This is a genomic window from Marinilabilia sp. (assembly GCF_016278715.1).
Classification (GTDB): Bacteria; Bacteroidota; Bacteroidia; order Bacteroidales; family Marinilabiliaceae; genus Marinilabilia.
The window spans coordinates 1-13430 of the sequence record NZ_JADQBH010000006.1; the positions used below are offsets into that span (position 1 = coordinate 1).

A 13430-nucleotide genomic window follows, 5' to 3' on the forward strand; every position below is an offset into this window, starting at 1 on the left:
TAAATAAAAAAGATCATCATAATAATGCATCCCTGAAAAAAATCATCACATAATTAATGAACATAAAAAAGGCTTAAGCCATTTCATATTCTTTTGTCCACGAATTATACGAATTTTGTCACACAGTTGGTGTAACTTAAAACGGCACCACCGTTAAATAAAAGCTGTAACAAAGCTTTGAAATTTGTGGATTCTCAAAATAATTGCGAAGCAATTATACTTTGAAATATTTCAAATAAATCCTTGTCAAAATGGTCTATTAAGTACACATATTCGTGATGACCCAACAAAAAAAAGCCGGCTGATTGCTCAGCCGGCCCTGTTTTCATATAGGCTAGTTCTTATAGTGAAAGGTTAGTAACCGGGATTCTGATCTTCCTGTTCTATTTCATTATTAGCTGAAATTTCTGTCAAAGGAATGGGCCATAGTTCATTTCTTCCAGTCTGGAATCCATCACCTGCCAATTCCTCAGCAGCATCGCCCCAACGGACCAGGTCGGTATAGCGGGCCCCTTCAAATGCCAGCTCAAGCTGGCGTTCCAGCTTAATCGCTTCCCTTAAGTCACCTTGTCCCAAACCGGACAAAAGCGGAAGTTCAGCACGTTCTCGAACCTCATTCACATATCCAATGGCTGTTCCGGGGTCTCCGTCTTCGTTGTAGGCTTCAGCAGCCATCAACAATACATCAGCATAGCGAATGAGACGCCAGTTAGTTGTGTAGTTCAACTCGGCAACAACACCATCTGCGGTATTGGTTTCCGAAGCGTAAGTAGCATACTTCAGGCGAAGATATTTCTCATAATCCCAGGCAGGAACCTGATTACCCTCATCGTCAGTATCTGCCACTATGGAGCCGCCAGCTGCTAAAAATTCCGCTTCACTCATAAGTGATGCCTGATAGCGTGGTCCATTATCACCCGCATCAGCAAAAGCATTTCCAATCTTTGCAGTTGGCAGGTTAAATCCCCAACCTGGAATAATTCCCAATACATCCAGATTTGAGAAGAAAGGCGCACGAGGCCCCATCAGCTGAATATGTATGTTTGATTCATCAAGTCCGCCCCAGGCAAAAGTTCCCCAATCGTACCCTTCATGAGAGGTATAGGCAATCTCAAAAACAGACTCATCTCCATACTCAGAAACCCTTTTCCAGACATCCGAAAAGTTCTCTTCCAACTCATAATCAGGTGAATCAATTAACTTTTGAAACTCCACATGAGCCAGGTCCCATTTTTCCTGATAAAGATAAGCTTTACCAAGCATTGCCTGAGCAGCACCTTTGGAAATACGAAACAGCTCATTCTCTTCCAATTCCGACTTTAAGGGCAGCACGGCCATGGCATCTTTCAAGTCGGTTTCAATTTGAGCATAAATGTCCGCCTTCGGCGTGCGCGGTTTATGATAATCTGCTGCATTCGTTGGGTTTACTGTATAAAAGGGGACATCTCCATATAGAGAAACCAACTCCAAATAACTCCATGCCCGCATAGCTTTGGCTTCTGCTATCACACGTTCTCTAAGCGCATTGCTGGGTTCTACCCGTTCAATAATTGTATTGGAGTGATTAACCGTATGATAGAATCCCTCCCAAATAGCAGAGGTTACCGGATTGTCAGACTCGTTCACAAAATCATCAATATTTTGATAGGGAGTCTGGTCCCCAGAGCCACCGCCTGCAGCGTTTGCGTCATCACCGGCCAGAACCTTGGCAACAAATGCACTTTGCCAGTCACGACCATAGTTCCATTGCATTTTGGCGTAACCACCAATAATTGCAGAGTAAATTTCCTCATCTGTTTGGGGAAACACTTCACTTGACAACTTTCCTGCAGGATCAACCTCCAGAAATTCGTCTTTACACGCCGGCGTCAGAACCAAAAGAAGCGCCGGAATCATTAATAAAAATATTCTATTTCGTTTCATAGTTATCAGAATTTAAGACAATTAAAAATTAACTGACAAACCAAACAACACTTTACGCGGAATTGGATAAACACCACGGTCTACCCCCTGGCTTCGTGTGTTGGCACTTCCTGCTTCAGGATCCAGGCCTTCATAGTCGGTAAACGTAAAATAGTCATCGAGTGAAACAAACACTCTGGTTTTACTCAGTCCAAGTTGTCCGATAACAGACTGTGGCAAGGAATAGCCAAGTTGAATTTGCTTGATTCTCATATAAGAACCATCCTGCACCATCAGGTCGCTTCGATAAATATACTCTTCATTGTCAATACCTGCTCGGGGAGCCCGTGGCATAGAGGCGTTGGTTTGAGATGGAGTCCACCGATCGGTAAAGAAATATTTGGGCTTATTGGATCTGGGGCGGTCGGGGCGATACCAGGCAGTATAAATTTCATTGCCTTTAGACCCCTGAAGAAACAGCCTAAAATCAACTCCCTTATACTCAAGGTTAAGCGCTGCTCCATAAAGAAGATCGGGATGAGGATCGCCCAGTTTTGTCTGGTCCGCCGCAGTAATACTCCCATCTTTATTTACATCCACAATATTTGGCATTCCTGTATCTTCATTAATGCCATCTGTCTTGTACCCATTAAAATACCAGAGAGGTTCACCTTCCTGAAACCAGGTAATGTCATAACCGCGAACATTTGCACCAGCAATAGGAGCATCCTGACCAAGGCGTGTCACTTCATTTTTAAGCGTTGAAACATTTACACTGGCGCCAAAATTAAAATCACCAAACTGCTCATTGTAGCCAAGTTCCAGTTCCAGCCCGGAATTGGAAACATCACCTCCGTTTACAAATGGGGGATCATTTCCGGTTGATGGCGGGAATGGGCCCACCACAATAAGGTCTCTGGTTTGCTTATCATAGTAATCCGCTGAAAAGCTAAGCCTCTGATTCAGGAATCGCATGTCTGCACCAATAGAAATCTGTTCTGAACGTTCCCAGGTCAAATCTTCATTGACCAATTGCTCAATCTGGGCACCCGACACATAACCTGTCTCAGAGGGGTTGGGATAATAAATTCCGGAAACAGTCCAAAACTCCTGACCGGCAGTCCCGGTAAGAATGGAAGTACTACCATTCTGTCCCCAACTGAAGCGCAGTTTCAAAAAATCCACAAATGAATCATTCCAGAATTCTTCTTCCGAAACCACCCAACCGGCTGAAACTGCAGGGAAATAAGCCTCTTCCTTATTTACAGGAAACAAGCTGGAAGCATCTCGACGAAGAGAAGCTTCCAACAGATACTTACTCAGGTAACTGTAAGAAAATCTTCCAAAAACAGAAGTCATAGTTTCCTCCTGCAAATCACCACCTACCAGATCATTCGCTCTGGATGTAGTGTGGGAATGATACGCAAAGCGATCACCCTCTTTGGCCATTGGACTTGAAGAAAGACTCCAATTGGGATGCAACCTCCTCTCGGCAGAATAACCTAAAAGGAAAGTAAAATCATGGTCATTTGCTTTTAAATTATAAGAGGCAAAATTCTCCCACAACCAGTTGAAATACTTATCCAGATCATCTGTGATCGTATTGGTTGAATTAGTACTTTCAGCTGAAAAATAATGTTTGTTATTCCAGTTGTGGTATTGATTATATGACAAATCAAGTCCTAAACGAGAAGTGATGGTCAATCCATCAACCGGCTTAAGATTGGCATATATGGTACCCATCAACTGGTCGTTTGTATTCTTATTATTGTACGTTTCCAAACGTGCAACTGGATTCGCAATTTCTCCCGTAGCATTTACTGCCAGGGCATAATAGCCACCATTCTCGTCGGTAAGCAAAGTCTGACCATCTGCAAGAGCTGCTCTTTCTCTGTCGGTTTCTTGTCCAGGAGCATAAGCAACCGGAGTAGTTGGATCCATCAGCAATGCATTGTTTAACACACCACGGTATTCATCATCCTCTCCCACCGTTTTTCGGTTTGCGTGCGAGAATGACAAGGTATTTCCAACTTCCAGCCAGTCCTTGATATCGAAGGAAGCATTAAATCGAAAAGTCAGGCGCTCATAGGAAGCCTTATCTCCGCCAACAACACCATCCTGCTGATTGTAGGACACTGATGCCAGATAGTTGGATTTCTCACCGCCACCCGAAAAATTCAGGTGATGACTTTGCATGGGAGCCTCTTCAAAAATCTCATCCAACCAATCAGTTCCGGCACCAACATTTGAAGGAACAGTGATATCCTCCTCCGCTTCCTGCATGAATTGTGAATACTCCTGAGCATTCATCAGTTCCATATTGGTCTTCACACTCTGAATTCCGTACTGGAAATTGTAAGATACCTGAGCAGCACCTTTCTTACCGGTTTTGGTAGAAATTAGCACTACACCATTACCACCCTCCGAACCATAAATGGCAGAAGAAGCAGCATCTTTGAGCACCTCAATGGATTCAATATCACCGGGAGCAATGTTATCAATACTCCCCACTTTCATACCATCCACAATGTAAAGCGGTTCAGCTTGTTCATTGGAACCGACACCCCTAATTCTTACCTTTGCGCCTGCTCCGGGAGACCCGGAAGAGGGCAGAACAGTAACACCAGCTGTACGTCCCTGCAAGGCCTGCTCGACCCTGCTGTTGGAAGTATTTTCCAGATCTTCAGCACTAACACTGGAGATGGCACCGGTAACCAAAGATTTCTGTTTTACACCGTAACCAACCACAATCACTTCATCAAGGTCAGTAAATTGGTCCTCGAGTGAAACATTAATGGTGGTCTGATCGCCAACAAGAACCTCTTTGGTGGTAAAGCCAATAAAGCTGAATTGAAGAACATCTTCCCCTGTAGCCTGGAGTTGGTAATTACCATCCACATCGGTAATGGTACCTTGCATGGTACCTTTGATAACTACGTTCACTCCGGGGAGGGGACCATTTTGAGTATCGGTCACCGTACCGTTGACCGTTTTAGCATCTTGTGCCAACGCGACGGAGGCACTTAGAAATGTCGCTACTAGAGCGATCGCAATACCGGTAAGTATCTTTCTACCACCGGATTTGACCTTTTTTAACAGGTCGCCTTCTAAAAAAGATCGGATCATTTTCATAAATTTGCCGTTTTACAGGTTTTAACAATAGTTAGAACTAATCACGGGGTGTTATTCGGTCCAACGCCAATTTTTCCGAATGACATCCCTTTTTTATTAAAAAATTATCTCATAAGCTTTTTCTAATCTGTTTTTATATCCGAGTCCTTGAATGTAGAAAAATTCAAAGCAAGGTAATGTTTTATTAACAAAAAAAGACAAATGTTATCAATTCGTTGCAGTGTTATTTCCTCAATGCAAATAAATCAATAGGCATTCATACTAACAGGAATTTCATCAGTAAATAATTCATCTAAGTTATTGGTCTGATGGAACCCGCATGGTCGATTGGTTACATTCTCTTGTGAGGTAATCATTGCCATACTCGTTTCATTGATTTTTATCCCATTTCCACCTGAACATCATGCTCTTTCCCATCGAAAACAGAAACCACATTTCCTTTAATTTCCTTCCCGTCAACAGTCATGCGCGCAACACCTTTACTCACTGCATTGGTGTTTTGAACTTTAATATTAAAAGTGGTACCTCTCAGTCTTCTTTTTACAGAAAAACCTTTCCAGTAGGCCGGGATACATGGATCAACCACTAATCCGTCATAATCGGGACGAATTCCTAAAATATAGCGGGTAATGGCGTAATAATTCCATGCTGCAGTTCCGGTGAGCCAGCTGTTTTTTGCTTCTCCGGGTTTTGCCGCATCTTTGCCGGCAACCATCTGGGCATATACATAGGGTTCTGTGCGGTGCAAATCAGAAATATCTTCCAGATAAGCAGGACAAATTTTCTTGTAATACTCCCAGGCTCTTTCACCACGACCAATATTGGTTTCACCAATCATTATCCAGGGATTGTTGTGGCAAAAAATCCCTGCATTCTCCTTGTATCCGGCAGGATAAGTAGATATCTCACCGTACTCAATCACATATTTTGTAAAAGCTGGATTATTCAATACAATGCCATATTTTGAGTCGAGTTTCTCTTTTACTGAATCCAAAGCCTTTTCAACCATGCCCTCCTCTTTACCTACTTCAGCCATAGAGCACCAGCCCTGAGATTCAATAAATATTTTACCTTCCTCATTCTCGTTGCCTCCCACTTTTTTGCCATAAAAATCGTAAGCTCTCAGATACCATTCACCATCCCAGCCGTGTTTTTTTATGGCTTCCACCATACTATCCACATGCTTGTCAGCGTCATTGGCTTCTTCACTTTTTCCAATCTGGCGGCAAAGCTTTGAATATTCCTTTCCATAGACAACAAACAAGCCGGCAATCATAATCGATTCGGCAGTACCTCCCGACTTATTCTCGGTGGTCTGAAACGACTCATTGGGGTTGTTGGAGAAACAGTTCAGATTGAGACAGTCATTCCAGTCAGCCCTTCCAATAAGCGGCAAACCGTGAGGTCCCAGATTGTTTACCACATGATAGAAAGAAAGCTTCAGGTGTTCAAAATGACTTTTAGCCACCGACATATCATTGTCAAAAGGCACCATTTCATCCAAAATACCGTAGTCGCCTGTCTCTTTGATATACTCAGCAGTAGAAAGAATCAGCCATAGGGGGTCATCATTAAAGTTTCCGCCAATGGCATCATTGCCACGCTTTGTGAGGGGTTGATACTGATGATATGCACCTCCGTCCTCAAACTGAGTTGATGCAATATCTATGATGCGCTCTTTGGCCCGTTCAGGAATCTGGTGCACAAAACCTATCAAATCCTGATTGGAATCACGAAAGCCCATTCCACGACCAATACCCACTTCAAAAAAAGAAGCCGATCGCGACATATTGAAGGTAACCATACACTGGTACTGGTTCCAGATGTTCACCATTCTGTCCAGTTTCTCATCTCCACTATCCAGCACAAACCCATCCAGCAGGTTGTCCCAGTATTTTCTTAAGTCGTCAAAAGCGGCATTCACCTTTTCAACAGAATCAAACCTGCTGATGGCTGCTTTTGCAGGCTTTTTATTGATTACATTCTTAGCTTCCCACTTTTCATCCTCCGGATTTTCAATATATCCCAACAGGAATACCATCTCTTTGGTTTCTCCCGGCTCCAGTTCAATCTCAAAATAGTGTGATGCAATTGGAGACCAACCGTGTGCGACTGAATTTCCGGGTTTTCCTTCAAGCACAGCCCGAGGCCCCGAGAATTCATTGTAAAGCCCTACGAAACTTTCTCTGTCGGTATCGAAACCCTGCACCGGCTCATTAACATGATAAAATGCATAATGATTTCGCCGTTCCTTATACTCAGTTTTATGATAAAGCGTGGAACCGTCAATTTCAACCTCGCCGGTGTTTAGGTTGCGTTGCAGATTATTTTGATCATCTTCTGCATTCCACAAGCACCATTCCTGAAAAGAGAATAACTTAAAGCTCCTCTTTTGTCCGGATTTGTTGGTGAGTTTCATTTTTTGCACTTCACACCACGATTTCAACGGCACAAATAACAACACTTCGGCTTCCAAACCGTCTTTTTCACCCGTAATCTTGGTATAGCTCAGTCCATGACGACATTCATAATTATCTAGTGGGGTTTTTACAGGCTTCCACCCCGGTGACCAAACTGTTCCCCCTTCATTGATATAAAAGTAACGACCACCATTGTCCATCGGCACGTTGTTGTAACGGTAGCGTGTCAGCCTCCGAAACTTTGCATCCTTGTAAAAAGAGTATCCTCCTGCTGTGTTGGAAACCAGCGAAAAGAAATCTTCATTCCCCAAATAATTGATCCAGGGCCAGGGTGTTTCGGGAGTATTGATTACATATTCTCTCCGCTCATCATCAAAAAATCCAAACTTCATAATGTTCTTAGTAAAAGTATTTATTAGTCAATGTATTTTCTTACGCTAGTTCTGCCGATCTACGTTCATTTAGTTCAGTAGTGATCTTATCAAGAGCATCCTGATCCAAGGGATAGAATTGCATTAGCACAGCAGCAAATCCAGCTATCACCGCAGGGATCCAACTCATCAGCATTATAATTCCGGGAACAGCACCCTGAATAGCGACCGCATCCTGACCATCATAATGGAAGAAGGCCAGGACTGCCCCAATAATGGCACCGGCAAGGCCACCACCAAATTTTGTAGCAAACGAACCGGCAGAATAAACAAGACCGGTTGCACGACGTCCGTTTTTATACTCCGAATAGTCAGCAGCATCCCCAAGCATGGCAAAAAACAGGGTTGGGAAAATGGCTGCCCCAAATTCTGAGATTATCCCAATGGTGAAAATAGCCGTTGTATCTTCGGGCCCGCAAAATGCAAGCAATGCGTTTACTCCACCGCTAAACAACAAGGCATAGATAAAAAGCCTGCGCTTTCCTAGTCGTCGTCCAAGTGGAGACGTGGCCATCGCCCCAAGAATGGAAGCAATCATCAGCATCACCATATACGAGCCTGCCAGCAACTGATTATGCAGATAATGGGTAAAGTAAATAACAGTGATTCCCTGTTTCATGGAGTTGTAAATGTTAAACAACAACCCGATAATCAATAATATCAACCAGGGACGATTCCTGACCAGGTCCTTCAGATCTTTTCCCAAATCTGTTTTCTGTGTTTTAGGGGGTAAAACCCGCTCTTTAGTGGCTGCAAAGGTGATAAAAAGAGAAATCACCAATACAATGGACATCAGATAAATAGATTTGCTGTATCCCTGTTTCTGATCAATAATTCTGATTTTGGAAGCATCAAGTTCCGGTTCCCCTTCCACAATAAAACCATATTCTTTATTGGCTTCCATGGAAAAACTTTTCCCCTTGGTAGGAACATTGACGCTATCAGCCATAGTTGCATCCATCCAACTGAAGAGGGCAACCTCATCTTCGGTTTTGATGTTAACATTCTCCACATCATTAGGAGTTGAAACAACCACCTCATATTTTTGCGCATCTAACCGGGCAATGTCAATAGATGGATTGATATTCCCAAAGTGTGCTACCAACAGGAGTAACGCTCCCTGCACCAGCATTCCACCCGCAAATGCACCAACCATGCGGTAAGAGCCGATACTTGTCCGCTCCTTGTCATCACCAGTCATTACTGCCATCAACGCACCGTAAGGCACGTTATTGGCAGTATAAATCAGAGTAAATAAAATATAGGTGGAATAAGCATAAACAATTTTACCTGTCGGCCCTAAATCGGGAGTGGTAAACAACATGGAAAGAATAACACCCAGAGGAACGGCGGTCCATAATATCCAAGGTCTGAACTTTCCGTATTTGGATTTTGTCCTGTCCCCTACAATCCCCATCAATACGTCACTCAAACCATCGCTTGAGCGGGCGATCAACATCAAAAGTCCTACCGCGGCAGGATTCATTCCAAAAACATCAGTGTAAAAAACAATTAGAAAAGTGGCAACACCCCTCCAGGCAATATTGGCAGCTCCATCACCCAATGCGTAACCAACCTTTTCTTTAAAACTCAATTTTTGAATAATATCTGACATGATCCTTTTATTCTTTTAGTTTAGTTAAGATTCCTGCCGAACTACCAATTCAGCGACCCGTACTTTTTCAAATATTAAAGTCAAAGACATCTTTCCGAGTTCTTTCATAAACCTCCCGGCTAAACATATACAAACGGGCCGGTTTATGCGCCACACCTTTTTGTTTCTCATCCAGGGGAATAAGATATTTCATCCGGCTCACTTTTTTCCGGAAATTCCTTTTATCCAGTTCAACACCCAGAACAACTTCATAAAGCTTCTGAAGCTGTGACAAGGTGAACTTATCAGGAAGCAATTCAAATCCAATGGGCTCATAAAGCAACTCACGTCGAAGGGCTTCCAGCGCCGATTGAAAAATAGAGTAGTGATCAAATGCCAATTCTGAAACCTCTGAAACAGGATACCATTTAACATTTCTACCCTTCCATTTTAGGGTGACTTTCTCAGTAGCCAAAAGGGAGTAGTAACCAACAGAAATAATGCGACTTTGAGGATCCCTGCCGCTGGCCTTTAACCAGGCCTGATCGTTGGGGTTCATTAAACGTTCGGGATCGCAAAAAGCACCAAATTGCTTCAAATATATATTTTCCAATCCGGTGAGGTCAAAAAGAATGCGTGCTGCAGCACCCTCCAGACTTTCATTTTCAAAGATATGGTTACCTGTCAGGGTTAAATCTGAAAATAACTCTTCACCGGTTTTGTCATCGATCAAAACACGATCAACCAATAAAACATTAAGTTTCTCGAAGTCAAATCCAAATATCACACAGTCTACAGATATCGTATTATTAAGTCGCTTTTTAACCATATATTCCCGAAGGTTAGAAATTAAAAAAATGAAATTATATTTGTGTTTTGAATTTCACCTTTACAAAATATCAACTTTGTTAAGTGTTAATAAAACACTTTGATTTCGCGTGGCTAAATTAAAAAGGAATCCTTAAAATGCAAAGAGTAAAAAATATATTTTAATTTCTTAAAATATATTTATTGTAACTTCAACACTTAGATGTATTGAAAATTCGTACGTTCAGGGAATACGCAATTAAAGACAATTCTTCCAATTTAGATTTATTCTAAATACATTTTTGTCGCAAAATCCCCATATAAATGACAATAATCACATTCTGAACCCTGATACACAGGGCTTGGATTTAGAATTTGATTGGTAGTCAGCAGCAATTGCACAGGTAATAATTCGAAATTAAACCATATAAGGATATAGGTTTGGCTGAAAAGCAGGGTAAGGGTCAACCTTAAAGAAATATTTTTGTTGTCTTAACAAAAACGATAAGAAAAATGGCGAAAAGTCAGATTTATACAAAAACAGGAGACAAAGGAAAAACCAGCCTGATAGGCGGCACACGGGTTGACAAACACCACTACCGACTGGAAGCATACGGAACGGTAGATGAGCTGAATGCCTACATCGGGATGATTCGCTCCTGGCCCAACGAGGAAGCAGTCAATCAGACGATCCTCCACATCCAGAACCAATTATTCATGATTGGAGCCTATCTTGCCACAGACGACAATATTTCGGATTTGAGGACAAAACTGAATCAGGATGAATCGGAAATAGAGTTGTTGGAAACAGAGATGGACAAAATGGAAGAATCGCTTCCGCCCCTGAAAAATTTTATTTTGCCAGGTGGTCATCCGGCTGCCTCCTATGCACACATCGCACGTACGGTGTGTCGACGAGCGGAAAGGCGTGTCAATGAGATGGCTAAAAAAACAGAAGTGGCCAACTGGGTCATCAGATACCTTAACAGATTGTCGGATTATTTCTTCGTGTTAGCCAGATATTTATCCAATTTTTACGATAACAGTGAAATTACATGGAGCCCAAAGTTGTAAGATTGTTTTTTTTTTCTAATTTCGCAGAAAATCAGCAATAATAAAAAACAAAATATTATTAAGAGTTAAACTGTTATCGATATGTATTGGACTCTTGAATTAGCTTCTAAATTAGAGGATGCGCCGTGGCCTGCAACGAAGGATGAATTAATCGATTTTGCAATTCGATCAGGGGCGCCACTTGAAGTAATCGAAAACCTTCAGGAAATTGAGGATGAAGGTGAGGTATATGATAGTATTGAAGATATCTGGCCGGATTATCCAAGTAAGGACGATTTCTTCTTTAACGAAGATGAATACTAGTCGGTTCATCTTTCAGAGATGAAAAAACAAAACAAGGGGTTCATTTTTCTTACCCCTTGTATTTTTTTGCTGCCTGCATTTGTAAAAACAAATCGGGCTTTCATTTTTTATAAAACTTCCATTCTGAGCACCGGTTATTGATCAAATTGATACCCGCTGTAATCGTTACGTTTCACATCAAGCTCCATCTTTTTAAAATTAAAGATAGATTCATAATCTTTGGGTCTGTATTCTTCCAGCCATGCGAACCCGTCAAGTTTTGTAGCCTCGGGAGCCAAAATCAGGGGAGGGTTCATATTGCCTGATGGCTGGTTTCGCAAAACAATGGTATCCACTTTTCTGTTTTCAAGAAAGATAGTCAGATTACTGCTTTCGGCCCGGTTCACGCCAATTACATATTCGCGATCCTTAGGATAATAAATGGTCTGCCCGTTTCCGTCAACATCTATCTTAAACAATTGATTGTCTCTAAAGAAACCCGTCATCAGTTTTCCCTTAATCTGATTGTAGTGCATCGTATCTTCGGGTGCAATAAGAAATGCATTATCAATCATCTCGGCTTTGTAGAGGGCCCGGTTCCGGGTAAAGAGTTTAATGGTTCCCGCCGTCATTTGATTGCCCTGGGCCCAGATAACCGGTTCGTGGTAAAAAGTATTGGTACTGTCGCGAAAGTTGTAAACCATGGAATCACAACGCCCTTGTAAATCATATCTGTAAAACTGCACATGATGAAAAGCCCTGACAATTTTATTTTCGGGATCATCATCCACCGGATCGGCACGAAGTGTATCAGCATGAAGAAAGAGCGTATCGGTACCGTAAACCTGCTTTAGAACCGCACGGCGCGTAGCCATGGCACGTTCACTTAATTCATTGTAAAAGCCATAATTCCCGGTGATAATCACATTGTTGGCAGTGTCCTCAAGTTCCATGGAAGAGAATACCTCTCCAAAACCGTTTTTGCGGTCATAATAAATGGTATCCCCTCTCAGAGTCTGCTCTCCTCCATCGATGTAATTATTTTTCAACAAACGGGCCTCATCCTTTTTGGTATCATAAAATCCCAGCTCGGAATAGATGGTATTCTGATCACTCACAATATCGGTAGGACCCAGAATTTCTACAACTTCTGTTCTGGTATAATATTTTAGCGTATCGCTGTATATAAGGTAATCGGGATTGGTAAGCACCACACTGTCTTTAAAATTCACTTCTCCTGTTCGCGGATAATAAAATCCAAGTGAACTAACCAGCTCATTGCTTTCATCAACAATCTTCCCCCCGTTAAAATAGTAAGCCACATCATCCCGACGGTCATAATCAAGGTGATTGGTGGTCAGCACCACCTTTTTATTAACAAGGCGAACATTCTCACGCACCTGGGCCATTTCCTCATCACCGTCATAAAACAGTTTATCTCCATACAAATTGATGGTGTCATTCTGAATAACGTGAATAGATCCGAAAGCTTCAACTTTATTGGAATCTCTAAAAATGATGGCACTGTCGCAAAACATGATGGTATTGTGATGACGCATTTTTACATTTCCCTTTAGGGCCTGGACATTTTTTCCCAGCCTCTTTTCGGCACCCTCAAGGAAATCGGCGTATTCAATTAGAATCGTTCCCTTTCCTCTCTGTTCCTCCTGCGAAAAAGCTATTTGAGACCCGGTAAAAGTCACTAAAAGAAGAATTATTGCCTTCAGAAAATTCATACCTATCAGAATTTGTTTATTAAGGTCGTGTGCAACTCTAAACCCCTTTAAA

8 protein-coding genes are annotated in these 13430 nt (G+C 42.1%); 2 read left to right on the plus strand and 6 right to left on the minus strand.

Annotated elements, in window-relative coordinates:
- Positions 1 to 354 precede the first annotated feature (354 nt).
- The 5 genes from QZZ43_RS00215 to QZZ43_RS00235 all read right to left on the minus strand — a co-directional run bounded on the left by QZZ43_RS00215 (position 355) and on the right by QZZ43_RS00235 (position 10308).
- Complete coding sequence (locus QZZ43_RS00215) at positions 355 to 1923, minus strand: RagB/SusD family nutrient uptake outer membrane protein (RefSeq protein ID WP_291854673.1); 1569 nt, start codon at positions 1921 to 1923, stop codon at positions 355 to 357.
- 21 nt (positions 1924 to 1944) lie between these two features.
- Positions 1945 to 5034 carry a TonB-dependent receptor gene (locus QZZ43_RS00220; protein WP_291854676.1) on the minus strand — a complete coding sequence of 1030 codons (3090 nt, stop codon included), beginning with the start codon at positions 5032 to 5034 and terminating at the stop codon, positions 1945 to 1947.
- Positions 5035 to 5413: 379 nt separating this feature from the next.
- Entirely contained in the window at positions 5414 to 7846 is a 2433-nt protein-coding gene (locus QZZ43_RS00225) for a glycosyl transferase (protein WP_291854679.1), read from the minus strand.
- A 40-nt stretch (positions 7847 to 7886) separates the two neighbouring features.
- Positions 7887 to 9500, minus strand: coding sequence for an MFS transporter (locus QZZ43_RS00230; RefSeq protein WP_291854682.1), 1614 nt, complete (start codon positions 9498 to 9500; stop codon positions 7887 to 7889).
- 67 nt (positions 9501 to 9567) lie between these two features.
- A complete protein-coding gene (locus QZZ43_RS00235; RefSeq protein ID WP_291854685.1) occupies positions 9568 to 10308 on the minus strand; it encodes an NUDIX domain-containing protein in 741 nt (246 codons plus the stop codon).
- 491 nt (positions 10309 to 10799) lie between these two features.
- On the opposite strand from QZZ43_RS00235, the gene QZZ43_RS00240 reads away from it, so the two are divergent.
- Together QZZ43_RS00240 and QZZ43_RS00245 are read left to right on the plus strand one after the other, a co-directional pair.
- Positions 10800 to 11360: a cob(I)yrinic acid a,c-diamide adenosyltransferase gene (locus tag QZZ43_RS00240; protein ID WP_291854687.1), complete on the plus strand. Its 561-nt coding sequence runs from the start codon at positions 10800 to 10802 to the stop codon at positions 11358 to 11360.
- Between the two features lie 81 nt (positions 11361 to 11441).
- Positions 11442 to 11663 (plus strand): DUF2795 domain-containing protein, encoded by a 222-nt coding sequence (locus QZZ43_RS00245; RefSeq protein ID WP_291854690.1) that lies wholly within the window; start codon positions 11442 to 11444, stop codon positions 11661 to 11663.
- Between the two features lie 134 nt (positions 11664 to 11797).
- On the opposite strand, the gene QZZ43_RS00250 is transcribed toward QZZ43_RS00245, so the two are convergent.
- Positions 11798 to 13378: an OstA-like protein gene (locus QZZ43_RS00250; protein WP_291854692.1), complete on the minus strand. Its 1581-nt coding sequence runs from the start codon at positions 13376 to 13378 to the stop codon at positions 11798 to 11800.
- Between the last annotated feature and the right edge of the window lie 52 nt (positions 13379 to 13430).

Coding starts and splice junctions, on each gene's coding strand:
- QZZ43_RS00215 (WP_291854673.1), bottom strand. CDS start 1,923: ATGAAACGAAATAGAATATTTTTATTAATGATTCCGGCGCTTCTTTTG.
- QZZ43_RS00220 (WP_291854676.1), bottom strand. CDS start 5,034: ATGAAAATGATCCGATCTTTTTTAGAAGGCGACCTGTTAAAAAAGGTC.
- QZZ43_RS00225 (WP_291854679.1), bottom strand. CDS start 7,846: ATGAAGTTTGGATTTTTTGATGATGAGCGGAGAGAATATGTAATCAAT.
- QZZ43_RS00230 (WP_291854682.1), bottom strand. CDS start 9,500: ATGTCAGATATTATTCAAAAATTGAGTTTTAAAGAAAAGGTTGGTTAC.
- QZZ43_RS00235 (WP_291854685.1), bottom strand. CDS start 10,308: ATGGTTAAAAAGCGACTTAATAATACGATATCTGTAGACTGTGTGATA.
- QZZ43_RS00240 (WP_291854687.1), top strand. CDS start 10,800: ATGGCGAAAAGTCAGATTTATACAAAAACAGGAGACAAAGGAAAAACC.
- QZZ43_RS00245 (WP_291854690.1), top strand. CDS start 11,442: ATGTATTGGACTCTTGAATTAGCTTCTAAATTAGAGGATGCGCCGTGG.
- QZZ43_RS00250 (WP_291854692.1), bottom strand. CDS start 13,378: ATGAATTTTCTGAAGGCAATAATTCTTCTTTTAGTGACTTTTACCGGG.